Below are 26492 nucleotides of genomic sequence, written 5' to 3'. Positions count from 1 at the left end.
GCACGTGCTCATTGTACCGCGAGAGCGTGCCAACCAAGGTTGGCACCTACCTGGGGCGGTAGTGCCGGGCCCTGCGAGGCGGATCAGGATCGGTAGTGCCGGCCGCTGGCCGGCAGATCAAAAGCGTGTCAACCAAGGTTGACACCCACCAAGGGCGAAGGTTGACACCCACCAGAGCAGGTAGCGCCGGGCCATGCCCGGCGGCCACGATCAATTGCCGATGACGTCGGTGCCGGCCGGCGGGGTGAAGCGGAAGGTGTTGGCGGCGAAGCTGGGGTTGCGCTTCCAGCCACTGAAGCTGATCACGGTGCGCTGGCCCACGGCGTCGGTGATCTCCATCTTCGCCAGGCCCTGCGCGTTGAAGCCGAGTGCGGCGTACTGGAAGCTGGCTTCGGTATCGCGCTTCGGCGACAGCGACAGCCACTGCAGGCCATCGCGCTGTGCGGCCTCTTCACTTACGTCGTACTGCTGCTCCAGCAGCGCCGGGTTGATCAGCGCGGTCAGCGGACTGTTCTGCTCTTCCTTGCCCTGCTCGCGCACGGTCGCCTGTTCCAGGTCCGGCTCGAACATCCAGACCTTCTTGCCGTCGGCCACGATCAGCTGCTCATGCGGGCGCACGTACTCCCAGCGGAACAGGCGCGGTGCCGACAAGGCGACGCGGCCGCTGGTGGATTCCTTGACCTTGCCGCGGCTGTCGAACACCTGCTGGCTGAACTGCCCATCCAGGCCCTTAAGGCCGGTGGTGAAGGTCTTCAGGTCATCACGGGCGCCGGCCCAGGCGCTGCCGGCGGCGGCGCAGGCCACGGCCAGGGTGGTGGTGGCAAGGAAACGACGGAGGCGAAGGTTCATGCAGGAATCCTGTGGGCGCGCGGCCAGGAAAGTTGGGTGCCAGTGTGCCCGGCAAAAGATGAATGGGCGATCAGGACGCCATTATGACGCCCTGATCGCTGATCGGCGATTCAGCCGCCAGCGCCCGGCAGCTTGCCGTACAGCACCTGACCACGGAAGCCGCGGCGCACCTCGCGGAACAGCGCGCGGAAGGCGGCATAGTCCTGCGGCTGGCACAGCGCCTCGGCGCCGCGCACCGCGTTCTGCTGCAGGCGGTGATGCACGGTCACTTCCTGGCCCTGTCGGCTCCAGTCGACCCGGTACTCGCCGGCCGCATTGGCAAACCGCTGGCTGCCGGGAATCGCGATGATCGGGGCATTGACCGGGAACTGCAGGCGATAGGTTTCCTCGCGCAGGCTGGCATTGCAGTAGAACGGCGTCTCGTTGTCCGGTGCCGAGGCGCTGGCATAAAGCCCGCGCACCGATTCGCCACCCGGCGGATCGGGTACGGCCATGCCGCCGGCCACGTCGAAGTCCACGTAATCCTCGGCCTGGAACGCCATGCGATAACCGAACGACCGGGTCAGGTCGACCGGTACACCCTGCAGCTGCAGCTGGCCACGGCCATCGAAACCGGACGCGGCCATGATCGATTCTTCAGCGCGCGCCCGGTTCTGCGCATTGAGCTGGGCGAACTGTGCGCGCATGCCGATCTCGGCGTTGTCGCTCAGTTGCGGCACCGTCTCGCCACGCAGATTGCCCTGTGCGTCGAAGGTAAAGCGTACGTCCATCACCGTCGCGTTGCGCTGCGGATCGTTGGCCGGCGTGCGCGCCAGGGTCGCATCGCGGGTGTGCAGCACCGGCGCGCCAAGATCACCATCGGGCAGCTGGCCGAAGCGCGCCCAGGCACTGGTCGAGTCCAGATACAGATCGAACTCGGGCACATAGGTGATGGCGTGGTTGAAGCGACCCAGCAGCGGAATCTTCGGCAGCGTTGGGCCGCCACCTGCACCGATCAGCACCGGCGAACTGGTGATGCCCTTGGCCGCCAGCAGCGCCTCAAGAATCGTTACGTGGTCCTTGCAGTCGCCGTAGTGGTTGTCGAGGATGCTCTGCGCACTGTTCGGCTCCAGGCCACCGTTACCCAGGTACACCGCGACGTAGCGGATGTTCTGCGCGACCCAGCGGTACAGCGCATCGGCCTGCGCGCGGCGGTCACTGATGCCGGCAGTCACTTCGTCGGCCAGCGCCTGGATCTCCGGCGTGACCTGCGCGGCCGGACCGGCCTTCAGTTGATAGGCGCGACCCATCTGCGCCCAGTCGCGGTAGGTGCTGGCCATGATGTTCGGCCCGAACTCCCACACCGCCGCCGACCAGTTCTGCGCCTGCATCGGTTCGCGGCGCTGGTAGCGCCAGCGCCACGTCGCCTGGCCGTTCTTCACCACCGGGCGATCGCTGCCCTGCACGCCGCGGCTGTCCACGTGCATGGGCAGGTTGGCCGGCGCGCTCAGGGTCACTTCGGCATCGTCGTACTGGGTGAACACATTGAAGGTTTCCCACAGGCCGAAGTAGCCCGGGAAGTACGGCGTCAGCTGGGTGCGCCGCACTTGGTAGAACAGCCGCGTACCCGGCGCCAGGTTGGGGAACACGATCACCCGCACCTTGCGGTCGGCATACATCGCCGCCGAGGCGCTGGAATAGCTTTCCTGGGTGTAGATGCGATCGGCCGGCACCTCGCGGCGCTGGCCGTCGGCGGTCAGCGTGTAGGCGTTGACCACATCCAGCGTTTCCATCTTCTCGCTGTAGCTCAACCGCACCTGGCTGAACTGCTCCACCGCGGCCTTGGTCTTGAGCAGGATCTCGTAGGTTTCAGTCTGTACGTTGCCGGCATCAGGGCGCACCTGGTAGTCGGCGCGATAGCGGACGAAGCTGAAGTTGTTGCTGGCCTCGGCATCGCTGCCGGTGGATGGCGGCGCGACCGCGGGTACGGCTGTCGCGGCGGCATCGGCCAGCGCCGGGCCGGCTGCCAGCAGGCAGGCCAGCGCCAGCGCGCAGGAAACGGGTTGAAGCATGCGTCGGTTCCTTGGACGTCGGGAATGCGGCAGGGCTTACTTCGGCGGCGGCGGTGCCAGCACCGTGCGGTCGCCGTTGTGCTCGGGCGAACTGACCACACCGGCCGCTTCCATGGCCTCGATCAGTCGCGCTGCGCGGTTGTAGCCGATCTTCAGGCGACGCTGCACGCCGGAAATCGATGCACGACGGGTCTCGGTGACCACGCGCAGCGCTTCGTCGTACAGCGGGTCGGACTCATCACCACCGCCGGAACTGGTCTCCGGCAGGCCGGTCGCACCGACCACCACGCCATCGCCCATCGTCTGCACTTCGTCCAGCACGCCGTCGACATAGTCGGCCGGGCCCATCGCCTTGAGGTGCTCGACCACGCGATGCACTTCTTCATCGGACACGAAGGCGCCGTGCACACGCTCGGGCATCGCCGTGCCGGGCGGCAGATACAGCATGTCGCCGTGACCGAGCAGCGTCTCCGCGCCGGACTGGTCGAGGATGGTGCGCGAATCGATCTTCGAGCTGACCTGGAAGGCGATGCGGGTAGGAATGTTGGCCTTGATCAGACCGGTGATGACGTCCACCGACGGGCGCTGGGTGGCCAGGATCAGGTGGATGCCGGCCGCACGTGCCTTCTGCGCCAGGCGCGCGATCAGCTCTTCGACCTTCTTGCCGACGATCATCATCATGTCGGCGAATTCGTCGATGAAGATGACGATGAACGGCAGCGTCTCCAGCGGCCGCGGTGCCTCGCCCAGCTCCGGGTTCGGCTTGAACAGCGGGTCCATCATCGGCTGGCCAGCGTCCTGCGCGTCCTTCACCTTCTTGTTGAAGCCGGCCAGGTTGCGCACGCCTACCGCGCTCATCAGCTTGTAGCGGCGCTCCATCTCGGCCACGCACCAGCGCAGGCCGTTGGCGGCCTCCTTCATGTCGGTGACCACCGGCGCCAGCAGATGCGGGATGCCCTGGTAGACGCTCAGTTCGAGCATCTTCGGGTCGATCATCAGCATCCGCAGGTCTTTCGGCGACGCCTTGAACAGCAGGCTCAGCACCATCGCATTGACCGCCACCGACTTGCCCGAGCCGGTGGTACCGGCCACCAGCAGGTGCGGCATGCGCGCCAGGTCGGCCACGGTCGAGCGGCCGGCGATGTCCTTGCCCAGTGCAAGGGTCAGGGCGCTGGCCGACTTGTCGTATTCCTTCGAGCGCAGCAGCTCGGACAGGTAGATCATCTCGCGGGTGACGTTGGGGATTTCCAGGCCGATCACCGACTTGCCCGGGATCACATCGACCACACGCACCGACTTGACCGACAGGCCGCGGGCGATGTCCTTGTCCAGCGAACTGATCTGGCTGACCTTGATGCCCGGCGCCGGCTCGATCTCGAAGCGGGTGATGACCGGGCCGGGGTTGGCGCCGACCACCTGTGCATCGATGCGGAAATCCTTGAGCTTGAACTCGATCTGCCGCGACAGCGCGTCAAGGGTTTCCTTGTCATAGCCCACGGGCTGCGGCTTGGGATCATCCAGCAGGGCCAGCGGCGGCAGGTCCGAGCCATCGCCATTGACGCCGCGGAACATCGGGATCTGGTTGTCGCGCTTGGCCCGATCACTCTTTTCGATCACTGGTTCGGGGCGCGGCTCGATCTTCACCGGCTCACGCTTGGCGCGCACTTCGGCATCGGCCTTGCGCACTTCCTGGCGCTCCTCGCGCATCACGCGGGTCTGCTGCCACTCGGTGGCCTGCTCCTTCTTGCGCTCCAGCAACGGCGCCAGTGACATCACGCCGCGACCGATCTTCTCCATCACCACGAACCAGGACAGGCCTGTGGCCAAGGTGATCGAGGCCAGCAGCAGCACCAGCACGAACAGGTTCGCCCCGAGCGCGCCAAAGCCGACGCTGAGCGAATTGCCGACCAGCTTGCCGAGAATGCCGCCGGCATGGGACACGTCACCACTGAACAGGCGCACGTGCAGGAAGCCGGTGCCGGCAATCAGGAAGCCGACCAGCCCGACCAGCCGCAACGCGGGGTCCAGATCGTTCTCGCCCTTGCTCTCGCGCTTGAGGCCGAACATTGCGATCCAGGCCAGCGCGCCCAGCACCACCGGCAGCAGGAAGGCGATATAGCCAAACAGCTGCAGCAGCACGTCGGCGATCCACGCGCCCGCGCGGCCGCCCATGTTGTGTACCGGCGCGACCACGCTGCCCGTGTGCGACCAGCCCGGGTCCGTCGCTGAATAGGTGAAAAGGCTTGCAGCCAGATACAGCAGCGCCGGCGCGATGGCGATCAGACCCAGGTCTCGCCACAGGCGCTGACGGCGTGGATTGTCGGTCGTGGCCGCTGCCGCCGTGCGACGCGATGCCTTTTTGTCGTCGGACTTGGAGCGTTCGGGGACCTGCTTCGCCACCTTAGACCATACCTTTGGAATGTGCTGTTAGTGTTTGATAATAAACGAGACGGCGTCAGTTTTCAGTTATCCGTTGCCGCACAAGCGGGGACAGGACCCGAAACCGCCCGTGGATGGCGCTGTTCTGTTCATCGGCTTGAATCGCCCTGCCCCAGCCGCCACTCTATGACCAGCCAAGGATGCTGTGCAAACATCGCCGCGCCTTGTCCCATCTACCTTTTCGCGAGTCTACATGAGCACCAGCCTGCCCTCCCGCCACCAGCGTCTTGTCATCCTCGGTTCCGGCCCGGCCGGTTGGACCGCTGCCGTCTACGCTGCCCGCGCCAACCTGAAGCCGGTCGTCATCACCGGCCTGCAGCAGGGTGGCCAGCTGATGACCACCACCGAAGTGGACAACTGGCCGGGTGACGCCCATGGCCTGATGGGCCCGGACCTGATGGCGCGCATGCAGGCCCACGCCGAGCGCTTCGAGACCGAGGTCATCTTCGACCACATCCACACCGCGGACCTGTCGCAGCGCCCGTTCAAGCTGATCGGCGACAGCCACGAGTACACCTGCGATGCCCTGATCATCTCCACCGGCGCGACCGCCAAGTACCTGGGCATACCGACCGAAGACGAGTTCAAGGGCCGCGGCGTCTCCGCCTGTGCCACCTGCGACGGCTTCTTCTACCGTGACCAGGACGTGGTCGTGGTCGGCGGCGGCAACACCGCCGTGGAGGAAGCGCTGTACCTGTCCAACATCGCCCGCAAGGTCTACCTGGTCCACCGCCGCGACACCCTGAAGGCGGAAAAGATCATGCAGGACAAGCTGTTCGCCAAGGTTGAAGCCGGCAAGATCGAAACCGTCTGGCACCACCAGGTGGAGGAAGTGCTGGGCAACGAGGCCGGCGTGACCGGCGTGCGCGTGAAGTCGACCCTGGACGGCAGCACCCGCGACATCGACGCGCACGGCTTCTTCGTGGCCATCGGCCACCACCCGAACACCCAGCTGTTCGACGGCCAGCTGACCATGAACAACGGTTACCTGGAAATCCGTTCGGGCCTGGGCGGCAACGCTACCCAGACCTCGGTGGAAGGCGTGTTCGCCGCCGGTGACGTGGCCGACCAGCACTACCGCCAGGCGATCACCTCGGCCGGCTTCGGCTGCATGGCCGCACTGGATGCAGAGCGTTACCTGGATGCACAGGGCAAGGCCAGCTGAGAGGTGAATCCGCTCCTGTAGAGTCGAGCAATGCTCGACTTAGACAAAAGGCCGACGCGAGAGCGCCGGCCTTTTCTTTTCAGTAGTGCCAGGCCATGCCTGGCAATGCCCCGTTCGCCTTCAGGCTTGCACGCAACTCTGCTGGAACTCGACCGGTGGCGCTGCAACGCCGTCCGCGTCCCGAAGCACCACACTCCAGCGCGCAATGCCGGGGCTGGAGCCATTGCAGGCAAGATCGATCGTCATCGGCGTCGCGGGGTCATCAAAAGTTGCTTCCCACGGCGTACAGGCCCCAGGCTCCGAACAGGACGCCAGCGAGAACTGCGCGACCACTGGATGCTGGGGGTTGCCCAGATAGCCAAGATCAAAGGCTCGTGATGATTGAACCGGCACATCGATATCCGCTATCGCGTTTAGCACCAGCGGCTCGCATGCCTTCCCGGCCGCCCACAACCGATAGCCCTTCTCAACGCCCTTCATCGCGGCGGACCGGAAGGCTGGGTCGAGAAGCGCTTTGGCGTCATCCGAGTTCGTGTGGAAGGCGGTCTCCACGATGATCGATGGCATATGCGCCTCTCGATTCTCGCCCTTGTTGTCGGAATGCACATCAGGAGCGACGGCGAAGGACTCGTAGCCCGATTGCGCCTGGACAACCTCCTTCATCGCACACAGTACGCTCCGCCCCAACGCCGCATCCTCCGCCTGTCCCGGCTGTACGATGACACGCGCTCCGCGTACGTTCCCCGTCGCTTCTGCGTTGCTGTGCAGGTGGATGGCCACCTCTGCGTCAATATGATTGGCCAGAAGCGGCCGACTATTGATGTCCTCACGTTCCTCCCTATCCCACAGGGTGCTGCCCGCATAGGTATTCCAGATCGCGACATTGCCGGGATATTGTTCGGCTATTGCATAGCGCGCGGCCATCGTCCACCACTCCTTTCCACTGGGCGGGTGAACCAGACCACCCCCTTGCTGTACACGGGGACGAACAGCCGGCATTCGGCTTCGTTGTTCGATCAATTGCTTCAGCTCGTCTGCATACGACGGGGTTACGATCCCTTCGGAAACGCCATGAACTTCTGGACGAGACGTCACCCAGTCGTTCGATCTGTGACTGTAGAAATAGCCGTGCCCAGCGGCAACGAAAGCCATCCCAGCGCCCTTTCCTGACCTTTCTCGTCGTTTCCGCCGCACCTCGCGGGCGGCGCTATCCGCCTCCTGCACAGCAGGAAAATAGTGCTCGACCTCTTTTCCGTCATACAGAAAAATGACACGACTGAACGGAGCCGCCTGCTCGGCCCAATGCAGCAGCCCAAAACTGATCTCGCTTCTCTGATCCTCGAACGACGGTCCGTAATCGGCAGGCAGGAAGTTCCGATCCAAGGCCACGGTCACAACACCGTTGGCGATATCCGCTGACACCTCGACCCGGCGGCTCCGCGCCTGCCCATCGACGAGACGGACGCGTTCGAGGATGTCGCGCGCCTTCTGAGTCAAGAGTATGTTGAGCCCCGCGTCCTGCTCCATCGGGGGGCGGGATTCAGCGGCCTGCGCAGGGCTGGTCATAAGCACGCCCCCCAACAGGGACAGCAGCACGGAAAGTGTTACAGAGCGAAGCGTTCGGTTCATTGTGGCTACTCCATGCGTGAAATGAATGCACCGCTTCTGCGACGCAACACACCCTGGCCCGTCACCGCGCTGGAGTTCGGCACCACGCGCACATCAACGCAGAATTCGAACTTTCCTCACCCTCAGGCAGAACGAACCAATCCGCTTCCGCCAACACCGTTCGCGATCGTCCTGCCCTATCCTTTCCCCTCATGCCCACCGCCCGCTTCCTCGACTCCCTGCAGTCCATTCCCGCCACCGACTGGGATGCCCTGCACGACGGCCGCAACCCGTTCGTCAGCCACGCCTTCCTGTCCGGCCTGGAAACCCACGGCTGCCTGCGCGAGGACTGGGGTTGGCAGCCGCAACACTTCACCCTGTGGGACGGTGACACCCTGGTCGGCGCCGCTCCCGGCTACCTGAAGACCAACTCGCATGGCGAGTTCGTGTTCGACCACGCCTGGGCCAATGCCTATGCGCGCCACGGCCGCGACTACTACCCGAAGTGGCTCGGCGCGGTGCCGTACTCGCCGGTGACCGGCCCGCGCCTGCTGGCCCGTGACGATTCGCAGCGCGCTGCGCTGTTGACGGCACTGCGCGAACAGATGCCCGCACTCGACGTGTCGTCGGCACACATCAATTTCCACACGGTGGCTGACGAAACGGCCTTCAGTGACGATTGGCTGCTGCGCGAGGACATCCAGTTCCAGTGGCAGAACCCGGGTGACTGGAGCACGTTCGAGCAGTTCCTCGGCGCCATGAACCACAAGCACCGCAAGAACATCCGCCAGGAGCGGGCCAAGGTCACCCGCCAGGGCATCAGCTTCCGGGTGGTGCATGGCGACGAAGCCAGCCGCGCCGATCTGCAGGCGATGTACCGCTTCTACCTGCAGACGTTCCTGGAATACGGCAACGCGCCAGCGCTGACCGAAGCCTTCCTGCGCCACTTGGCGATTTCACTGGGGCGCGGACTGGTGCTGTTCCTGGCCGAACAGGACGGCGAACCCATCGCCGGCGCGCTGTGCCTGCGCGGTGGCGACACGCTGTACGGCCGCTACTGGGGCGGTGCCACCCTGCCCGGCCTGCACTTCGAGGCCTGCTACTACCAGGGCATCGAATACTGCCTGCGCGAGGGGATAGCCCGTTTCGAGCCCGGCGCGCAGGGTGAGCACAAGCTGGCGCGTGGCTTCCTGCCGACCATCGTGCGAAGCCGGCACTGGGTGGCCGATGCGGAGTTTGCCGAGGCGCTGCGCGACTGGTGCCGGCAGGAGCGGCGGGATGTGCGGCGCTACCAGCAGGAGCTGCAGGGGCATAGCCCGTTTCGTGCGGAACCGTAGCGTCGGAGAAGCGTGCCAACCAAGGTTGGCATCTACCAGAGCAATTCAGGGCACTGCGCTCAGGTGCACTGCCAGAAATGCCCGCTCACCCGGCACTTCGCGCACCAGAAGCTGTAGAGCATGCCGCCACTCCCCCACAGCAACATGCCTTCATTGGTGGTCGGCAACGTCGAGTCGAGCTGCATCACGAAAGGCATCTGCTCGCCGCAGTCGATGCACGCCGGGTAGTGCGCGCTCTGCACCCAGCTCGGCGCGCCGCCCACGCGCGACAGGTTCTGCCGATGATTGGACTGGCCCCAGTCCTGCTGCTGCCAGCGAGGGCTGTCCATCGCGGCAAGACCGACGTCGGCCTGCATCAGGTCCCCGCTGTCGGTGGGATTGATCGGCACCTCACGGTGCTGGCTGGGGTGGCAGCTGGGCACGCCGTCCGCATCGTGGCGATAGAAACGCACGGGCGGATCTTCCCAGCCGCAGCAGTCCAGGCACAGGCCCAGGGTGATCGAGCCGGCCGCTCCCTCTTCCAGCGCCGCAGTGTCGGTCTGCAGCAGGCGCTGCAGCGGTGCATGGCAGCTGCCGCACACGGCGTCGAGCGGGCCGCCCATGCTCCCCGCATGCTGCACCTGACCGCCATTCCAGGTGGGGTGCAGCCGCCAGATCCGCTTGCGCCAGCCCGGCTCTTCGGCCACCTGTGCACGATGTTGCCTGCTTCCGAAACGCAGGTGCAGCGGTTGCTGGCCATGCAGGCGGTGCAGCCGGGGACCATCGGCCAGGCCCGCCCAGTGCGCCCAGACCTGCGCATCCAGATCGCTCCAGTCGGCCAGGTAGCCACGCGCGGCAGCATGGGTTTCCGGCTGGTTGGCCAACAGCACTGCCTTGGCGCGCTCCAGTTCGCGATCGTCATCGGCCTCGGTCAACCGATGCGCCCAGTTCGCCGCGACCGGCGGCGGCAGTGCCTGCCAGACCTGCGGGGCCAGTTGGATGTCATCCTCGATGGCAACCGCCAGCAGCGCGTCCCAGTCCTCCTGCAGCACCTGCGGCGCCTGGTAGCTGGCGAACTCCAGCACGCTGGTCAGCAGCTCACTGCGCTCGCCGTCACGATAGCGCCGCCAGGCATCGATACAGACCGGCGCGACAGCTTCATCCGGCAGCAGATCCAGCGCCGTATCGAGGAAGGCGGAGCTGGGCGAGCGGCGCTCCAGCGCCTGCAGCAGCAGCTCGCCAAGCAGGGGGCGGTCTTCGCTGGCCAGGGTCAACAGCATGCCCAGGCTGTCATTGCGTGTGCGCGGCGCATCGTACGCATCGAGGATGGCGGTGATGGGGTCGCTCATGCGGGGCTCCTTGCCGGTGAAGCGTGATGGTGCCAGACATCGCGTATCGCCACGACGAATACAATGCCGGCATGACCCGTCAGTTTCCCTGGCGCCTGGCCGATGCGCCGGATGCCCCCTTCCCGCCAGCCGAGACCGCCCTGCGCCAACCCGACGGGCTGCTGGCCGTGGGCGGCGACCTGCATCCGCTGCGCCTGCTCAACGCCTATGCCGGCGGCATCTTCCCGTGGTTCAGCGAGGGCGAGCCGATCCTGTGGTGGTCGCCGGACCCGCGCATGGTGTTCCGTACCGACGGTGTGCACCTGAGCAGCAGGTTCCGCCGGCAACTGCGCGGCAGCCGCTGGGAAGTGACCGCCGATACCGCTTTCAGCCAGGTGATGCGCGCCTGCGCCAGCGCGCCCCGCCCCGGCCAGGACGGCACCTGGATCAGCCCGGCGATGGTGGATGCCTACAGCCAGCTGCACGACCTGGGATTCGCGCATTCCTTCGAAGTGTGGGACCGGCAGACGCTGGTCGGTGGCATCTATGGCGTGGCCATCGGTGCGATGTTCTTCGGCGAAAGCATGTTCAGTGGCGCCAGCGGCGGTTCCAAGGTGGCGCTGGCTGCACTGGCGCGGACACTGCGTGGCTGGGGTTGGCCACTGATCGATGCGCAGGTGGAGAACCCGCACCTGCTGCGCATGGGGGCGGAGCACCTGCCGCGCGCGCCGTTTCTGCAACAGGTCCGCAGCGCGGTGCAGGCACCGGGCCGGGAAGGCGCCTGGACTCAGCTGGTCGGGCGCGTGCCGGCAGCGGATTTTGCCGGGGAATAACGCAATCTTTGCAAGCTGGGCGTTTGACGCGTAAAATGCTGCGCCTTAGGCCCAACGTGGCCGTTTTCTGAACCGCACAGGACTACATGTCGAAAGACGATTCCATCGAGTTCGAGGGCACCGTCAGCGAGACGCTGCCGAACACCACTTTCCGCGTTCGTCTGGAAAATGGGCACGAAATCATCGCCCACATCTCCGGCCGCATGCGCAAGAACTACATCCGCATCCTCACCGGTGACCGGGTCAAGGTTGAAATGACCCCGTACGACCTGACCAAGGGTCGTATCACCTACCGAATGAAGTAAGCGGCTGGCGCGTTGCGCCACCCCGACAAGGCCAGCCCTGGACGCTGGCCTTTTGTCATGCCTGAAATCCGGCCCTGCCGGACGGCACCCTGACCGAATGCACCGTGACATCGGTCAGCCATGCTTGCGGCAGATTCGCATTCGCACCGGCGGCGTCATCGTGGCACCCGATCCAGTCCGGATCGCCACCCCCTGCCCCCGCCATGAACATGCATTCCCTGCCCGCCGGCTTCGCCGCTCTCGCACTCATCGCTGCCGCCCTGATCGCTCCCGCCGCCCAGGCCGCCGACACGCCGCCAGCCACCACCGGCGACAGCTGCATTGCGTTGAGTGAGGACCAGCAGATCGTGCGCGCCGGCGCCGATCGCGATGTGCTGCTGCGCAATGGTGACCAGCACTACCGCGTCATCTTCACCGCCTCCTGCAACAGCGCCGTGACCTCGCGCCGGCTGGCGTTTGAAACCCAGGGCGAGAGCAACCAGCTGTGCGGCGGTTCGCGCAGCGTGCTGAAAACCGACCGCGCCAGCTGCACGGTCGAGCGGATCGAGCCCCTCGAAGCTGCCACCTTCCAGCGCATGGCCCGCCAGCGCAGCCGCTGAAGGCTGACACGACAAGGGCGGCCTGAGCCGCCCTGTCGTTGCCTCCGTCGCCGGGCAGTGCCCGGCAGACGCTTATTCCACCGTGGCCGGCAACAGCCGCTCAGGCTCGGCCTGCGCCTCGACAACCAGCTCGTCGTTGCGCACGTCGATGCTGACCTTGCCGCCGTTGACCAGCTTGCCGAACAGCAGCTCGTCGGCCAGCGGGCGCTTGACCTTGTCCTGCAGCACCCGCGCCATCGGGCGGGCGCCCATCAGCGGGTCGAAGCCGTGGTGGGCCAGCCAGTCGCGCGCGGTCGGGGTGGCCGACAGGCTGACGTGCTTCTCCTGCAGCAGCATTTCCAGCTCGATCAGGAACTTGTCCACCACGCGCAGGATGTGCTCGAAGCCGAGCGGCTGGAACTGCACCACCGCATCAAGGCGGTTGCGGAACTCCGGGGTGAACGCACGACGGATGGTCTCCATCGCATCGGTGGCGTGGTCCTGCTTGGTGAAACCGATCGAGCGCCGCGAGGCCTGCGCCGCGCCGGCATTGGTGGTCATCACCAGCACCACGTTCTTGAAGTTGGCTTCGCGACCGTTGGTGTCGGTCAGCACGCCGCGGTCCATCACCTGCAACAGGATGTTGAAGATGTCCGGGTGCGCCTTCTCGATTTCATCCAGCAGCAGCACGCAGTGCGGCGTCTTGACGATCTTCTCGGTCAGCAGGCCGCCCTGGTCGAAGCCGACGTAGCCCGGAGGCGCACCGATCAGGCGGCTGATCGAATGCGGCTCCATGTACTCGGACATGTCGAATCGGACCAGCTCGATGCCCAGCTGCAGCGCCAGCTGCTTGGTCACCTCGGTCTTGCCGACACCGGTGGGGCCGGCGAACAGGAAGTTGCCGATCGGCTTTTCCGGATTGCCCAGGCCCGAACGCGCCAGCTTGATGGCCGACGCCAGGGTGCCGATGGCCGGATCCTGGCCGAAGATCACCATCTTCAGGTTGCGCTCCAGGTGCTGCAGCACATCCTTGTCGGTGGCACTGACCTGCTTGGCCGGGATGCGCGCCATCTTGGCGACGATGGCCTCGACCTCTTCGACGTCGATCAGCTCCTTGCGCTGACCTTCCGGCAACAGGCGCTGGCGGGCACCCGCCTCATCGATCACGTCGATGGCCTTGTCCGGCAGCAGGCGATCGGCAATGTGCTTGACCGACAGGTCGACGGCGGCCTGCAGCGCTTCATCGGCGTAGGTCACGCCGTGGTGCGCTTCGTACTTGGACTTCAGACCCTGCAGGATCTCGTAGGTTTCGCCCACGGTCGGCTCGACGATGTCGATCTTCTGGAAGCGACGGGCCAGCGCCCGGTCTTTCTCGAAGATGCCTCGGTATTCCTGGAACGTGGTCGAGCCGATGCAGCGCAGCTCGCCCGATGCCAATGCCGGCTTGATCAGGTTGGAGGCATCCATGGTGCCGCCCGACGCCGAACCGGCGCCGATGATGGTGTGGATCTCGTCGATGAACAGCACCGCATTGGGCACCTTCTTCAACGCGGTCAGCACGCCCTTCAGGCGCTTCTCGAAGTCGCCACGGTATTTGGTGCCGGCCACCAGCGCGCCGAGGTCGAGCGAATAGATGACCGCATCGGCCAGCACGTCCGGCACCGAGCCTTCAACGATGCGTCGGGCCAGGCCTTCGGCAATCGCGGTCTTGCCGACGCCGGCCTCGCCCACGTACAGCGGGTTGTTCTTGCGGCGGCGGCACAGGACCTGGATGGTGCGTTCGATCTCGTCGGCACGGCCCACCAGCGGGTCGATGCGACCGGCACGGGCCTGCTCGTTGAGGTTGCTGGCGAACTCGGTAAGGGCATCGCCCTTGGGCTCGCCCTCGCCCCCTTCCATGCGGCCCTCGCCCTCGGACGAGGACGGCTGCTCGCCCTCCTCACCCAGCTTGGCGATGCCGTGGGACAGGTAATTGACCACATCCAGCCGGGTGACATCCTGCTGGTTGAGGTAATAGACGGCGTGGGAGTCCTTTTCGCCGAAGATGGCGACCAGCACGTTGGCGCCGGTGACCTCCTTCTTGCCGGAGGACTGCACGTGGTACACGGCCCGCTGCAGCACGCGCTGGAAGCCCAGGGTCGGCTGGGTATCGCGGCCATCATCTTCGGCCAGGCGGGACACGGAGGCCTCGATGGCCTGCTCCAGCTCCTGGCGCAGGCGGTCGGCGTCGGCGCCACAGGCCTTCAATACGGCCTGGGCGGACGGGTTGTCGAGCAGTGCCAACAGCAGGTGTTCGACCGTCATGAACTCATGTCGGGCCTCACGGGCGCGCTTGTAGCACTGGCCGATGGTGTGTTCGAGGTCTTTGCTGAACATGGATTACTCCGGCGGCAGTTGGGGACAATATGCGGCCTGACTACGCGATTTCCATCACCCTAGCGGATTGCGACGTTCAGATGGCGTTAGCAGTGCGAACCGCTTGATCATCGTTCACTCCAGGACAGCACCCTCACCATGAGCGAACCCTACCTGAGCCGCTGGCGATTGCGACGTGATGGTCCTTCGATCCGCACCCCCCATGCCCGGCTCTGGCCGGTGCTGACCGCCTCTGGCGAGGCGGCCATGTTGAAGGTGAGCACGGAGACAGAGGAACAGAACGGCCATCGCCTGCTGCGCTGGTGGAACGGCGACGGTGCCGCACGCCTGCTGGCCCACGAGGGGCCGGCGATCCTGATCGAACGGGCGCACGGCGACTCGCTGCGGCAACGTTCGATCAAGGGCGAGGACGACGCCTGCACCATGATCCTGTGCCAGGTCCTGCAGCAGCTGCACCGGCCACGGAGCGCACCGCCAGAAGATCTGGTCTGCCTGCGTAGATGGTTCGCCGATCTGCTACAGGCAAGGGCACCGCTGCCGCCATTGCTGGAACAGTGCAGATCGCTGGCGATGGCACTGCTGGAGGACGAGCAGGAGATACGGCCGCTGCATGGCGACCTGCACCACGACAACGTGCTGGATTTCGGCGCACGGGGTTGGCTGGCGATCGACCCGAAGCGGCTGCTGGGTGACCGTGCGTTCGACTACACCACGATGTTCAGCAACCCGGACCTGTGCGGGCCGGGCATCCATGTGGCCACCCGGCCAGAGCGCTTCCATGCCCGGCTGGAACAGGTCTGCCGGCTGGCTGATATCGAGCGCACGCGGCTGCTGCGCTGGATCGCGGCCAGTGCCGGGCTGTCAGCGGTGTGGTTCCGGGATGACGGCGACCCGGCCGACATCGATGAGGCGGTAGCCGGGATGGCTTTGCAGGCGCTGGCGGAGGCGTGAACCCTCTGCCTGCCCTGGTAGGTGCCCACCTTGGTGGGCACGCTCCATCCAGGGTCGATACGCCCGGGCAGAAAGCAGCCGAGCATCGGCTCGGCTCTACAGATCGTGGGCGGTCAGGCCTTTTCCATCGTGCACAGCAACGGATGCTGGTTCATCCGCGCGTACTCGTTGACCTGGGCCACCTTGGTTTCGGCCACTTCGCGGGTGAACACACCGCAGACGCCACGGCCACGGGTGTGGACATGCAGCATCACCTGGGTGGCCTTGTCCAGGTCCATGTTGAAGAACTGCTGCAGGACGTCCACGACGAAATCCATCGGGGAGTAGTCGTCATTGAGCAGCATGACCTGATAGAACGGCGGCGGCGCCACTTCCGGGCGCGCGGGCTCCACGGCAACGCCGTGCTCGTGGTGGGAATCGGGGGCGGACTCGCGAGGCATCGGTCCATTATAAGGGGTGAGACGGTCCTGCGTCGGCCTTGCGCGGAATGGACGGCACGGACGCCCGCCGTCACAATTGCACCTTCCCACACTCTTGGTTTCACAGGATCTTCATGAAAAGGACCCTTCTCTCCGCCCTGCTGATCGCCCTGGCTGCCGCTGGCACCGCTGGCGCTGCTGGCGCTGCGACCACCACTGACAGCGCGAAGGCCGACAAGGCCGTTGCCCGTCATCTGGAAAAGCTGGGCTACACCTACGAGGTGGATGAAGACGGCGACTACCAGATGGTGTTCGACGTCGAAGGCGATCGCACCCAGATCGTCTATGTGCGCTCGTCGGTGGAAGACTTCGGTACCCACAACATCCGTGAGATCTGGTCGCCGGGTTATACCTCGCAGACCAAGCAGTTCCCGGTGGCCGTGGCCAACCGCCTGCTGGAAGACTCGCAGGATGCCAAGATGGGCGGCTGGGTGAAGCAGGAGTCGACCGCGATGTTCGTGGTGAAGATCGATGCCGACGCCACCTCCGACCAGCTCAGCGACGCCATCGATGCGGCCATCCGCACCGCCGATGCGATGGAGCTGGAGCTGACCAAGAAGGACGACCTCTGAGTTGAACACCTCGCCGGACCCGCGCTGGGCACCGCACGCAACTGTCGCCACCGTGGTGGTCGACGGCGGCCGGGTGCTGCTGGTTGAAGAGACCATCGAAGGCCGGCAGGTGCTGAACCAGCCGGCCGGGCACCTGGAGCCGGGCGAAAGCCTGGCTGCCGCCGCCCTGCGCGAGACCGTCGAGGAAACCGGCTGGACAGTGGAACTGACCGCCTTCATCGGCTGCTACCAATGGACCGCCGCTGACGGCACCCCGTTCCTGCGCTTCTGCTATGCCGCGCGCCCGGTCTCGCACGACCCGGCGCGGCCGCTGGATGCCGGCATCGATCGGGCGCTGTGGATGACCCCGGCCGAACTGCAGGCCGCCGCCGGACGCCAGCGCAGCCCGCTGGTCTGGCAGGTGCTGGCCGACTACCTGGCCGGCCAGCGCTACCCGCTTGCACTGGTCCGGGAGGTCGCATGAGCAGCCCACGGGTGATGGTTGGCGTGTCTGGCGGCGTGGATTCCTCCGTGGCCGCCTGGCGGCTGGTACAGCAGGGCGAGGCCGTGGCCGGTCTGTTCATGCAGAACTGGGCCGACGACGGCAGCGGTGACTGCCGCGCTGAAGATGATCGCCGCGATGCGGTGGCTGTCTGCGGGTTGCTGGGCATCCCGTTCCATTTCCGCGACTTCTCCAACGAGTACTGGCAAGGGGTGTTCGAACACTTCCTTGCCGAGTACGCCGCCGGCCGCACGCCGAACCCGGACGTGCTGTGCAACCGCGAGGTTAAGTTCAAGCACTTCCTCGATGCTGCCCGCGAGCTGGGCGCTGAGCGGATTGCCACCGGGCACTACGCGCGCATTGCCCAGCGCGGCCATCAGTGGCTGCTGCTGCGTGGCGCCGACCGTTCCAAGGACCAGAGCTACTTCCTGCACCAGCTGGGGCAGGAACAGCTGGCGGCCACGCTGTTCCCGATTGGCGATCTGGAAAAGAGCGACCTGCGCCGGATTGCTCGCGACGTGAGCCTGCCGACCCACGCCAAGAAGGATTCGACCGGCATCTGCTTCATCGGCGAGCGCGATTTCCGCGAGTTCCTGGGACGCTACCTGCCGGCCAAAACCGGGCAGATCCTGGACCCCAGCGATGGCAGCGTGATCGCTGAACACCCTGGCGTTTTCTATTTCACCCTGGGCCAGCGCGAAGGCCTGAACATCGGCGGCGTGCGCGGCCGCCCTGCCGCCCCCTGGTACGTGGTCGGCAAGGACGTGGCCAGCAACGTGCTGTACGTGGACCAGGACCGTGACAGCCCGTGGATGCTGTCCAACCGGCTGCGCTCGGAGACCGCGCACTGGATTGCCGGTGCGCCGCCGGCACGGCGTTTTGAATGCACCGCGCAGACCCGCTACCGGCAGCCGGATGAGCCCTGCACGGTGGACGTGCTGGACGACGGCAGCGTGCAGGTTTCGTTCGCCCGGCCGCAGCGTGCAGTCACCCCCGGGCAATCCCTGGTGCTGTATGACGGTGAGATCTGCCTGGGTGGCGCGGTGATCGCCGCCACCGACGCACCGCTGGAACAGCGCCTGCGCACCACCCCTTCCCCTTTTGAGGTACTCGCTGCATGAGTTTCACTGTCGACGACCGCGTTCTGGCTTTGGCCGGCATTGCCCAGGCCCTGCAGCAGGTACGCCGTATCGCCGATACCGGCCATTCCGACGCCGCTGCCGTGCGCACCGCCGTGGACAGCGTGTTCCGCATCGATGCGTCCTCGCCGCAGGCGGTGTTTGGTGATCGGCACGCACTGAAGTCCGGCCTGCGCCTGCTGCACAACCATTTCCGCAGCCAGGGCCAGGATCCGATCCTGCCCAAGCTGGCCCTGTCGGTGCTGCAGCTGGAGCGCCGGTTCGTGCAGGACGGGGCCACCGTGAACAAGGTCGCCTCGGGTATCGAGCGCGCCCAGCAGCAGGCCGCCGCGCTGGGAGACAGCGGACACCCGGATGTACTGGCCGCGCTGGGCGGCCTGTATGCGGACACCATCAGCCACCTCAAGCCGAGGGTGATGGTGCAGGGCAACCCGCACTACCTGGGCCAGGCCGGCGTGGTGGCCGAGATCCGTGCACTGCTGCTGGCCGCCGTGCGCGCCGCGGTGCTGTGGCGGCAGCTGGGTGGCAGCTACTGGGATTTCCTGCTCAGCCGCAAGGCGATGGTCGAGGCCGTGGACCGGCAGCTGGCCTGAAGTGCGGGGTCGGATCCCTTTCCTGCAGGGATAGGGCCCTGACCCCAGACCACCCGGGCGCGCCGGAAAACCGGCGCATTCAGAATGCATTTCGGAGCACATCGACGTTAAAGAGAAGGGGGGTACGGCCGATACATCCTCCGTGCACCTCCCGAGAACGTCCATGTACTCACGCATTTTCATCCGTCTGGCCGCCCCCCTGGCTCTGACCCTGCTGCTCCCCTTCGCCATCGGTTTCGAATGGCCGGTCGCCCTGCGTTGGGCGATCCTGACCACGATGACGCTGAGCTGGCTCGGCTTTGCGTGGTGGACCGCCCGCGCCCAGGCGCACCGTTCCCCGGAACATGCCCGTGTCCTGCGTGAGCAGGACCAGCTGCTGACCGAGCTGCGCAACTTCGTCGGCAACGAGATCGACGGTTCGCGTGGCGAAGTGGAACGCGCCCGCGACCTGATCCGCCAGGCCGTCTCCAGCCTCGGCGGCAGCTTCGATGCGATGAACCGCAAGTCGCGCCAGCAGAGCCAGGCGCTGTCGCGCATCGTCGACCGCGCCGGTGACGAAGGCGGCGCTGGCCTCGACGTTGCCCGCTTCGCCCAGCACGCCAGCCACCGCATGGAACAGCTGGTGGAAGCGCTGGAACAGGTGAGCGGCCAGAGCAGCACCACCGTGCAGCACATCGACCAGATGGCGCAGCACCTGGATGGCATCTTCGCGCTGCTGGAAGACGTCAAGTCGATTGCCGACCAGACCAACCTGCTGGCCCTGAACGCCGCCATCGAAGCTGCGCGCGCCGGTGAAGCCGGTCGTGGTTTCGCCGTGGTCGCCGACGAAGTACGCAACCTGTCCGAGCGCTCGACCACCTTCAACGAGCAGATCCGCAAGCTGGCACACAGCTCCAAGGACGCCATCGCCAAGGTCCGCGAGACGGTTTCGCACATGGCCTCGCGCGATATGGACCGCTCCCGTGAAGCGCGCCAGGAAGCCGCGGCGATGCTGGACAACGTGGCGCAGATCAATGCGTCGCTGGGTGACGGCATGCGCGAAGTGTCCGACTGCGCGCGTTCGATCGATGGCAGCGTAGCCGAAGCCGTGCGCGCCCTGCAGTTCGAGGACATCGCCACCCAGGCGCTGGGCGGCGTACATACCCACCTGGACCGCCTGACCGCAATCAACCGCGAAGCGGTGGCCCTGCAGGAACTGCTGCACCGCAACGGCGGCGTGTTCGACGAGGAAATCGCCTCGGCCCTGCAGCGCACCGGCAGCCGCCTGCGCGAACTGCGCAGCGAATGGGAACGCCCGCCGCACAAGCCGGTTGCCCAGCAGAGCATGGGCGCCGGTACGGTCGAGCTGTTCTGATCCTGATGTCCGCTGCCTCTTCCGGCAGCGTGCAAGGCCCCGGTTCTGCCGGGGCCTTTGCGTGTGACCCGCCTTTGGATGCATCCTGCAAGCGCACCATGACCCTGATCCGCGCCCTGCCCCCGATCAACGAGAACGAACGCCCGCGCAATGCGAGCGTACGTGAGCAGCTGCGGCAGCTGGAAGAGGTGGCCCGCGAAGAAATACAGGAGCTGCAGCAGCTGGCTGATGCGCGCCCCGCCCCCGCTGTGGCCGGCGACGACCTGCTGGGGTTGGCGTGGGACCTGGGGCTGGATGGCAGTGCGTTGAAGTAGATCCACGCCATGCGTGGATGAAGCTCCCCATGGCATGATGCGCCGGTCCTGTTCATGGAAGACCGATGGCCATCGCACTGATTACCTTGCTGCTGGTCGAAGTCCTTCTGCTGGTGATGTGGGCGCCGTTCTTCTTCCGTACCGGCATCGCCTTGTTCAACCAACGCATCGCCGCTACGCCGACCGAACTGGCCCAGCTTTCGTTGGCCGGCCTGGAGCATGACCTGCCGACCGATACCTGGCTTCGCCTGGTGTTCCGCGCGCTGCCGGACGGCAGTGTCGCCTTTCGCGAGAGCTTCGCACCCAGCTTCGGCGGTCGCTACTTTCCGCTGATGCGCGGCCGGGTGATGCTCGACGCGCGGCGCCGGGAGGTGCGGGTGGTCGGGCTGTGCAGCTGGTTCGCGCTGGGCCTGACGCTGATGATGGTGCCGATCATTCTGGTACGCCCGGCGGCGTCGCCGATGCTGGTGGCCCTGCTGCTGTTCTATATGGGCTTTTACATCCAGCGGCGACGCTATGCCAACGTGGTCGAAGCGGTGCGCGCACGGCTGCGGTCCGAGTTTCCGCAGAGGCTGGTTGCCGCGCCGCACTAGATCCACGCCATGCGTGGATGATCGCGCGTGCAGGCATCAATGCCGACCAAGGTCGGCATCTACCAGAGCAGTGTAGATCCACGCCATGCGTGGATGATCGCGCGTGCCGACATCAGTGCCGACCAACGGTCGGCACCCACCAAGGCAGGGTCGTGGCGCCTCAGCGCGCCAGCACCACTTCGCTGGCGGCATCGGTGCGGCCGGGTGCGGCGTGCTGCTGGCGCAGCCATTGCGCCAGGTCCCGCGGACTGAGCGGGCGCGAGTACAGGTAGCCCTGGATCTCGTCGCAGCCCTGCCGGCGCAGCATGTCTTCTTCCTGGTGCGTTTCCACGCCCTCGGCCACCACTTTCATGCCCAGCGCGTGGCCGAGGTGCACGATGGCCTGGGTGACCTCGGCGGTACCGGAATCATGCAGCATGCCCTGCACGAAGCTGCGATCGATCTTCAGGCGACCAACCGGGAAGCGGTTGAGGTAGTTGAGGTTGGAGAAGCCGGTACCGAAGTCATCGACCGCCAGCGGCACGCCATGCCGTTCAAGCACATCGAAGCAGTGGCGCAGGATGTCGGTGTCACGGATCAGCGCCGATTCGGTCAGTTCCAGCTCCAGCCGCTGCGGCGGCCAGCCGTGCGCGTGGCAGATTTCGATCACCCGCTCAGCGAAGCCGCGATCACGCAGCTGCACCGCCGACACGTTTACCGCAATGCGCTCGAAATGCAGGCCGGCACGGTCCCATGCTGCCGCCTGGCGACAGGCTTCGGACAACACCCAGTCGCCGATGCGGACGATCTCGCCGCACTTCTCGGCAATAGGAATGAACTCGGCCGGGCTGCAGTAGCCGATGCCCGGGCGATGCCAGCGCAGCAGCGCTTCTATTGCCGGCGGCTCTCCGTGATGGGCGTGCAGCAGCGGCTGATAGGCCAGGCTGAACTCGTCGCGCTCGATGGCGCCATGCAGGCCATGCTCGATCTCCAACCGCCGCTGGATCCGCGCCAGCGCGTCCTGGCTGTAATACTGATAGGTATTGCGACCGGCTTCCTTGGCCGCGTACATCGCCGCGTCGGCTGCGCGCAGCAGCGAATCGAAGTCGGTCTGGCTCTCGCCGAGCATGGCGATGCCCACGCTGGCGCCCACCTTCAAGGTGGTATCGCCGCGACGCAGTGGTTCGGCCAGCGAATTGATCAGCTTGCGCGCTACGTGCCCGGCATCTTCCGGCTCGGCCAGGTCGCGCAGCACCACGATGAACTCGTCGCCACTGAAACGGCCGAACAGGTCGTTGTTGCGCAGGTTCTGGTGCAGGCGGGTCGCGGCGGCCTTCAGCAGCGCATCGCCGGTGGCATGGCCGAAGCTGTCGTTGATGTTCTTGAAGCCGTCCAGGTCGATGAACAGCATGGCCAGTGAGGTGCCGCGATCGCGCGCCTCCTCGATGGCCTCGGACGTCTGCTCACCCAGCAGAACCCGGTTGGGCAGCCCGGTGAGTAGATCGTAGTGCGCAAGCAGCTCGATGCGTTCGTTGGCTTCACGCTCGCGGGTGATGTCACGGAACAGGACCACGAAGCGTGGCGGCAGGCCATCGCGACGATCCAGTTCGATCAGCACCTGCACCCATACGCGCAGGCCGGATTGGCGGTAGAAGCACAGATCCAGCTGCTCGGGCAGGCCGCCACCGGCAATCCGCCCCAGCGCCGCTTCGAACGCCGCACGCGAATCCTCGGCGTACAGTGCGAGCGCCTGGTCGAGGGTGATCGGTTCCTTGCGCAGGCCGTGGATGCGATAGCACTCCTCGGTCCATTGCATGTTGCGCGTGGCAACTTCGATCTCGCAGCCGCCGATGCGGCCCAGCGCGGATACGCGGTTGAGCAGTTCGGTGCGCCAGCGGATGAGCGCATCGGTCTGGTGCTGTTCGGTGATGTTCTGCACCTGCCCCAGCAAGCGCTTGGGCTGGCCGTCCATGTCCAGCAGCGGTTGCATCCACAGCCGCAGGTGCTGGGAGGGTTCGTTGCCGCGGGTCAGTTCCAGTTCGATGTTGGCGGCGCGGCCATCACGCCACAGGCGCCGCCAGGCGGCACGCAGTGCGCCGCGTGAGCGGGGGTGCAGCTGCTTGAGCCAGCGTCGCTGCCCCGGGATGCTGCCTTGCTGCAGCGCCAGCAGCGAGCGCAGCTCCGGCGACCACCAGAAGTGGCGGCTGTGCGGATCGAACGACCAGCTGCCCATGCTGGCGATGCGCTGGGCTTCGCGCAGGTGCAGCTGCTGCTCCTGCAGCATGGCTTCCAGCTGCTTCTGCTGCTCGATGTCGGTATGGGTGCCGACCATGCGCAGCGGCTGGCCATCGGCGGTACGGGCCACCACCCGACCGCGGTCCAGCACCCATCGCCACTGGCCATCGGCCTGGCGAAAGCGGAACTGGGCGCTGTACTGCTCGCTGCCACCCTGCAGGTGTTCATCCAGCGCGGCACGCACCTGGGTGATGTCGTCGGCGTGCACGCGCGCTAGAATCTGGGTGGCGGTTTCCTCACCCAGCGCGGGCGTGCGGGCCACCCGGTCGCTGGGGATGTCCCAGTCCCACAGACTGTGGCCGGCGCTGTCCAGCGCAAGTTCCCAGCGGCCACCGCCGTCGATCGGCACCGGCTCGGGCACGCTGAGGGTGAAGGCAAGCAGGTTGCCGCTGTTGTCATGCACGGCGCGCAGGTGGCCATCGTAGTGGCCGCGTGGGCCGCCTGGCAGCGTGCAGGCGACGATGCCACCGTCGGCGGCCAGCAGGCGCAGGTCTTCCAGCATCGGCGCGTAGGCGGCCACCGTAGCCGGCAGGCCATGCTCGCGCGCGGCCGGATTGGCCGCGAGCGGGCGCCCGCTACGGTCGACGATGACCAGCGCCGAGGCGAGCGGATGCTGCAGCAGGCTGGCGATGATCCCTTGGTCCACGCGATCTTGCTCCGGATGAAACGCCCGACAGCGGGGCACGCAGTGGTTAACGGCGCCTGCGGCGGATAATTGAGTGGCCAGGGCACACCTGCGCGGTAAGATGACCGGCACCCCTCTTCCCTGCCCTCCTGCCTGCCCTGTCCATGCCCGTAGAACCGACCGGCACTGCCCCTGTTCCCGACCCGCGGATGGCGCAGGCGCTGGGGCGCGACCGTCGGCGCGTGGTGCTGAGCTACCTGGCGATGGCGCTGGCCTGGATGATCGCCACAGACGGCGCGGTGACAGCGCTGGTGCCCGACCCGCAGCAGGCGGCACTGTGGCAGAGCATGAAGGGAGCGTTCTTCGCCCTGGCCAGCGCAGGCCTGTTGTACCTGCTGCTGCGGCCGCTGGCCGAGCACGTGCTGCACACCCATGCCCGCCTGCAGGCTTCGGAGCTGCGCCTGCGGCAGATGTTCGAGGGCAACCCCGGCCCGATCCTGGTCTATGACCTGGACACGCTGGCCATCCTCGATGCCAATCCGGCCGCCTGCAGCACCTTCGGTTGGGACCGCGACGCGCTTCTGACGCAGACCATCGACGTGCTCTGGCCACCGGGCCAGGACCAGGCGTTGCAGACCAAGCTGGAAGAGATCCGCGAGGCGCCCGAGCAGCTGTGCATCCTGCGTGCGCAGTTGCAGCTGCGCGATGGCAGCCTGCGGCAGATGGAACTGCGCTCGAACGCGATCGACTACGACGGGCACACGGCGCGCCTGCTGATCGCCATCGACCGCACGGCCGAAGACCTGGCGCAGCTTCGGCGCGACCAGGCATTGGCCCGGGTGGAAGAAGCCCACGAACTGGCGCGGATCGGCGCATGGGAACTGGACCCGTCCACCGGCCAGGGCCGTTACTCCAACCAGGTCTATCGCCTGCTGGGCCGTCGCCCGCCCGAGGCGCGACGCTGGCACCGTTTCGACGAACTGCTGGTGGCAGCCGACCCGGCTACCGCCGCACAGACCGATCAGGTGCTGGCCGGGCTGTGCTCCGGCGAGCAGGTGCAGGTGGATGTGCTGCTGCCGGTACTGGCAATGGATGGCCGCGCGCTGATGGTGCACCTGCGTGCGGCCAGCGGTGTGGATGAGGCCGGCCGTGACCGGATCCTGGGCACCTTGCAGGACGTGACCGAACGTGAGCAGTCACGGCGCCTGCTGCGCGAACGCGAGGAGCAGTTCCGCGAGCTGGTGCGGGTGTTGCCCGACGGTGTGGTGATCCTGTCCGACGAACATGTGCTGTATGCCAATGCGTGGGCGGCCGGCCTGTTCGGCTACGGCAGCCACACGCTGCTGGGCGAGCCGCTGTCAGCCTTGGTGGCAGGCAGCGATCTGGCCCGGCTGCGCGCGCAGATGCGCGCTGGGCAGCCCCAGCACAGCCCGGGCCACAGCAGCGTGCTGGCCATGCAGCGCGCCGATGGCCGCAGCTTCCAGGCCGGCCTTGCGGTGGGTGACGTGCGCTACGGCGGGCGTGACTGCAAACTGCTGATCGTGCGCGACCTGAGCGAATCGGAACAGACCCGCAGCGCGTTGGAGACCAGCAACCGCGAGCTGCAGGCGATGGCCGGTCGTCTGTTCTCGCTGCAGGAAGACGAGCGCCGGGCAATCTCGCGCGACCTGCACGATGACATCGGCCAGGCGATCACCGCGATCAAGCTTTCGGCCTATGCGGCGCAGGACGAGGACGATGCGCAACGGCGCGGCGAGGACCTGGCGCAGATCGTCAGCCTGGCCGATACCACCGTCGCCAAGCTGCGCGACATCTCCACCCTGCTGCGGCCGCCGCAGCTGGATGCGCTGGGCCTGGAAGCCGCGTTGAGCTGGCAGGCGCGCGTGCTGTTCCGCTCGTCCAGCGTCGAGCTGCAGGCCGAGATCGAATCGCTGCCCACGCGCCCGGACAACAGCATCGAACAGGCGTGCTTCCGCATCGCCCAGGAAAGCCTGACCAACGCGCTGCGCCACGCGCGCGCCAGCCAGGTGGTGCTGCAGCTGCGCGACGTCGACCAGCGCGGGCTGCACCTGATGATCCGTGACGATGGCGAAGGGTTCGATCCGGATGGCCCGCGCGGCCTGGGCCTGATCGTGATGCGCGAGCGTGCGCAGAGCGTGGGTGGCCATGTCCGGATCGAGTCGGCGCATGGCGCCGGTACCCTCGTCGATGTCCACCTTCCTTACCAGGCCGCTGTTACCGCGGCCGTCGAGTCAGCGGAATACTGAGC

22 protein-coding genes are annotated in these 26492 nt (G+C 66.3%); 14 read left to right on the top strand and 8 right to left on the bottom strand.

All coding sequences use genetic code 11. The features are described from left to right. Positions 1–210: 210 nt before the first annotated feature. The 3 genes from lolA to CR156_RS08565 all read right to left on the bottom strand — a co-directional run bounded on the left by lolA (position 211) and on the right by CR156_RS08565 (position 5300). A complete protein-coding gene (gene lolA / locus CR156_RS08575; RefSeq protein WP_100552505.1) occupies positions 211–849 on the bottom strand; it encodes an outer membrane lipoprotein chaperone LolA in 639 nt (212 codons plus the stop codon). 110 nt (positions 850–959) lie between these two features. Continuing rightward, complete coding sequence (locus CR156_RS08570) at positions 960–2900, bottom strand: DUF3857 domain-containing transglutaminase family protein (RefSeq protein WP_100552504.1); 1941 nt, start codon at positions 2898–2900, stop codon at positions 960–962. A 36-nt stretch (positions 2901–2936) separates the two neighbouring features. Continuing rightward, on the bottom strand, positions 2937–5300 hold the full coding sequence (locus tag CR156_RS08565; RefSeq protein ID WP_100552503.1) for a DNA translocase FtsK: 2364 nt from the start codon (positions 5298–5300) through the stop codon (positions 2937–2939). 232 nt (positions 5301–5532) lie between these two features. On the opposite strand from CR156_RS08565, the gene trxB reads away from it, so the two are divergent. Further along, positions 5533–6504, top strand: a complete 972-nt coding sequence (gene trxB, locus CR156_RS08560) for a thioredoxin-disulfide reductase (RefSeq protein ID WP_025877237.1) — start codon at positions 5533–5535, stop codon at positions 6502–6504. Positions 6505–6624: 120 nt separating this feature from the next. On the opposite strand, the gene CR156_RS08555 is transcribed toward trxB, so the two are convergent. Beyond that, positions 6625–8133: an N-acetylmuramoyl-L-alanine amidase family protein gene (locus tag CR156_RS08555; RefSeq protein WP_100552502.1), complete on the bottom strand. Its 1509-nt coding sequence runs from the start codon at positions 8131–8133 to the stop codon at positions 6625–6627. 191 nt (positions 8134–8324) lie between these two features. Here CR156_RS08555 and CR156_RS08550 point away from each other — a divergent pair, with 191 nt between their 5' ends. After that, positions 8325–9449 (top strand): GNAT family N-acetyltransferase, encoded by a 1125-nt coding sequence (locus CR156_RS08550; protein ID WP_100552501.1) that lies wholly within the window; start codon positions 8325–8327, stop codon positions 9447–9449. 59 nt (positions 9450–9508) lie between these two features. Here the strand turns inward: CR156_RS08550 and CR156_RS08545 are convergent, their stop codons facing one another. Further along, positions 9509–10777 (bottom strand): hypothetical protein, encoded by a 1269-nt coding sequence (locus CR156_RS08545; protein ID WP_100552500.1) that lies wholly within the window; start codon positions 10775–10777, stop codon positions 9509–9511. Between the two features lie 71 nt (positions 10778–10848). Between CR156_RS08545 and aat the strand changes: the two genes are divergently transcribed. The 3 genes from aat to CR156_RS08530 all read left to right on the top strand — a co-directional run bounded on the left by aat (position 10849) and on the right by CR156_RS08530 (position 12493). Next, complete coding sequence (gene aat / locus CR156_RS08540) at positions 10849–11589, top strand: leucyl/phenylalanyl-tRNA--protein transferase (RefSeq protein WP_100554114.1); 741 nt, start codon at positions 10849–10851, stop codon at positions 11587–11589. An 86-nt stretch (positions 11590–11675) separates the two neighbouring features. Beyond that, positions 11676–11894, top strand: coding sequence for a translation initiation factor IF-1 (gene infA, locus CR156_RS08535; protein ID WP_005409596.1), 219 nt, complete (start codon positions 11676–11678; stop codon positions 11892–11894). Between the two features lie 203 nt (positions 11895–12097). Beyond that, positions 12098–12493 (top strand): hypothetical protein, encoded by a 396-nt coding sequence (locus tag CR156_RS08530; RefSeq protein WP_100552499.1) that lies wholly within the window; start codon positions 12098–12100, stop codon positions 12491–12493. A 72-nt stretch (positions 12494–12565) separates the two neighbouring features. Here the strand turns inward: CR156_RS08530 and clpA are convergent, their stop codons facing one another. After that, positions 12566–14848: an ATP-dependent Clp protease ATP-binding subunit ClpA gene (gene clpA, locus CR156_RS08525; RefSeq protein ID WP_049467362.1), complete on the bottom strand. Its 2283-nt coding sequence runs from the start codon at positions 14846–14848 to the stop codon at positions 12566–12568. A gap of 138 nt (positions 14849–14986) precedes the next feature. Between clpA and CR156_RS08520 the strand changes: the two genes are divergently transcribed. Then, on the top strand, positions 14987–15799 hold the full coding sequence (locus CR156_RS08520) for an APH(6) family putative aminoglycoside O-phosphotransferase (RefSeq protein ID WP_100552498.1): 813 nt from the start codon (positions 14987–14989) through the stop codon (positions 15797–15799). A gap of 113 nt (positions 15800–15912) precedes the next feature. On the opposite strand, the gene clpS is transcribed toward CR156_RS08520, so the two are convergent. Next, entirely contained in the window at positions 15913–16239 is a 327-nt protein-coding gene (gene clpS / locus CR156_RS08515) for an ATP-dependent Clp protease adapter ClpS (protein ID WP_025879127.1), read from the bottom strand. Between the two features lie 113 nt (positions 16240–16352). On the opposite strand from clpS, the gene CR156_RS08510 reads away from it, so the two are divergent. From CR156_RS08510 to CR156_RS08480, 7 genes are all read left to right on the top strand, one after another. Then, a complete protein-coding gene (locus CR156_RS08510) occupies positions 16353–16850 on the top strand; it encodes a hypothetical protein (RefSeq protein ID WP_100552497.1) in 498 nt (165 codons plus the stop codon). A gap of 1 nt (position 16851) precedes the next feature. Further along, entirely contained in the window at positions 16852–17313 is a 462-nt protein-coding gene (locus tag CR156_RS08505; RefSeq protein WP_089241080.1) for an NUDIX hydrolase, read from the top strand. Next, complete coding sequence (gene mnmA, locus CR156_RS08500; protein ID WP_100552496.1) at positions 17310–18452, top strand: tRNA 2-thiouridine(34) synthase MnmA; 1143 nt, start codon at positions 17310–17312, stop codon at positions 18450–18452. Before CR156_RS08505 ends, mnmA begins: the two co-directional genes overlap by 4 nt. Then, positions 18449–19063, top strand: coding sequence for a high frequency lysogenization protein HflD (gene hflD / locus CR156_RS08495; protein WP_100552495.1), 615 nt, complete (start codon positions 18449–18451; stop codon positions 19061–19063). The genes mnmA and hflD overlap by 4 nt, the downstream gene beginning before the upstream one ends. A gap of 163 nt (positions 19064–19226) precedes the next feature. Next, positions 19227–20417, top strand: coding sequence for a methyl-accepting chemotaxis protein (locus CR156_RS08490; protein ID WP_100552494.1), 1191 nt, complete (start codon positions 19227–19229; stop codon positions 20415–20417). A gap of 98 nt (positions 20418–20515) precedes the next feature. After that, a complete protein-coding gene (locus CR156_RS08485; RefSeq protein ID WP_100552493.1) occupies positions 20516–20731 on the top strand; it encodes a hypothetical protein in 216 nt (71 codons plus the stop codon). A 65-nt stretch (positions 20732–20796) separates the two neighbouring features. After that, positions 20797–21324 carry a hypothetical protein gene (locus tag CR156_RS08480; protein ID WP_100552492.1) on the top strand — a complete coding sequence of 176 codons (528 nt, stop codon included), beginning with the start codon at positions 20797–20799 and terminating at the stop codon, positions 21322–21324. A 160-nt stretch (positions 21325–21484) separates the two neighbouring features. On the opposite strand, the gene CR156_RS08475 is transcribed toward CR156_RS08480, so the two are convergent. After that, positions 21485–24244 carry a bifunctional diguanylate cyclase/phosphodiesterase gene (locus CR156_RS08475; protein WP_100552491.1) on the bottom strand — a complete coding sequence of 920 codons (2760 nt, stop codon included), beginning with the start codon at positions 24242–24244 and terminating at the stop codon, positions 21485–21487. Between the two features lie 143 nt (positions 24245–24387). On the opposite strand from CR156_RS08475, the gene CR156_RS08470 reads away from it, so the two are divergent. Next, positions 24388–26490: a sensor histidine kinase gene (locus CR156_RS08470; RefSeq protein ID WP_100552490.1), complete on the top strand. Its 2103-nt coding sequence runs from the start codon at positions 24388–24390 to the stop codon at positions 26488–26490. The last annotated feature ends 2 nt before the right edge of the window (positions 26491–26492 follow it).

Origin of the sequence: Stenotrophomonas lactitubi (assembly GCF_002803515.1) — a bacterium.
Taxonomy (GTDB): Bacteria; Pseudomonadota; Gammaproteobacteria; order Xanthomonadales; family Xanthomonadaceae; genus Stenotrophomonas; species Stenotrophomonas lactitubi.
The sequence above is the reverse complement of the archived record's forward strand: the minus strand, read 5'-3'. Positions and strand labels throughout refer to the sequence as shown.

Coding starts and splice junctions, on each gene's coding strand:
- trxB (WP_025877237.1), top strand. CDS start 5,533: ATGAGCACCAGCCTGCCCTCCCGCCACCAGCGTCTTGTCATCCTCGGT.
- aat (WP_100554114.1), top strand. CDS start 10,849: ATGACCCGTCAGTTTCCCTGGCGCCTGGCCGATGCGCCGGATGCCCCC.
- hflD (WP_100552495.1), top strand. CDS start 18,449: ATGAGTTTCACTGTCGACGACCGCGTTCTGGCTTTGGCCGGCATTGCC.
- CR156_RS08490 (WP_100552494.1), top strand. CDS start 19,227: ATGTACTCACGCATTTTCATCCGTCTGGCCGCCCCCCTGGCTCTGACC.
- clpS (WP_025879127.1), bottom strand. CDS start 16,239: ATGCCTCGCGAGTCCGCCCCCGATTCCCACCACGAGCACGGCGTTGCC.
- CR156_RS08550 (WP_100552501.1), top strand. CDS start 8,325: ATGCCCACCGCCCGCTTCCTCGACTCCCTGCAGTCCATTCCCGCCACC.
- CR156_RS08510 (WP_100552497.1), top strand. CDS start 16,353: ATGAAAAGGACCCTTCTCTCCGCCCTGCTGATCGCCCTGGCTGCCGCT.
- mnmA (WP_100552496.1), top strand. CDS start 17,310: ATGAGCAGCCCACGGGTGATGGTTGGCGTGTCTGGCGGCGTGGATTCC.
- CR156_RS08470 (WP_100552490.1), top strand. CDS start 24,388: ATGCCCGTAGAACCGACCGGCACTGCCCCTGTTCCCGACCCGCGGATG.
- lolA (WP_100552505.1), bottom strand. CDS start 849: ATGAACCTTCGCCTCCGTCGTTTCCTTGCCACCACCACCCTGGCCGTG.
- CR156_RS08485 (WP_100552493.1), top strand. CDS start 20,516: ATGACCCTGATCCGCGCCCTGCCCCCGATCAACGAGAACGAACGCCCG.
- infA (WP_005409596.1), top strand. CDS start 11,676: ATGTCGAAAGACGATTCCATCGAGTTCGAGGGCACCGTCAGCGAGACG.
- CR156_RS08480 (WP_100552492.1), top strand. CDS start 20,797: ATGGCCATCGCACTGATTACCTTGCTGCTGGTCGAAGTCCTTCTGCTG.
- clpA (WP_049467362.1), bottom strand. CDS start 14,848: ATGTTCAGCAAAGACCTCGAACACACCATCGGCCAGTGCTACAAGCGC.
- CR156_RS08545 (WP_100552500.1), bottom strand. CDS start 10,777: ATGAGCGACCCCATCACCGCCATCCTCGATGCGTACGATGCGCCGCGC.
- CR156_RS08530 (WP_100552499.1), top strand. CDS start 12,098: ATGAACATGCATTCCCTGCCCGCCGGCTTCGCCGCTCTCGCACTCATC.
- CR156_RS08555 (WP_100552502.1), bottom strand. CDS start 8,133: ATGAACCGAACGCTTCGCTCTGTAACACTTTCCGTGCTGCTGTCCCTG.
- CR156_RS08520 (WP_100552498.1), top strand. CDS start 14,987: ATGAGCGAACCCTACCTGAGCCGCTGGCGATTGCGACGTGATGGTCCT.
- CR156_RS08570 (WP_100552504.1), bottom strand. CDS start 2,900: ATGCTTCAACCCGTTTCCTGCGCGCTGGCGCTGGCCTGCCTGCTGGCA.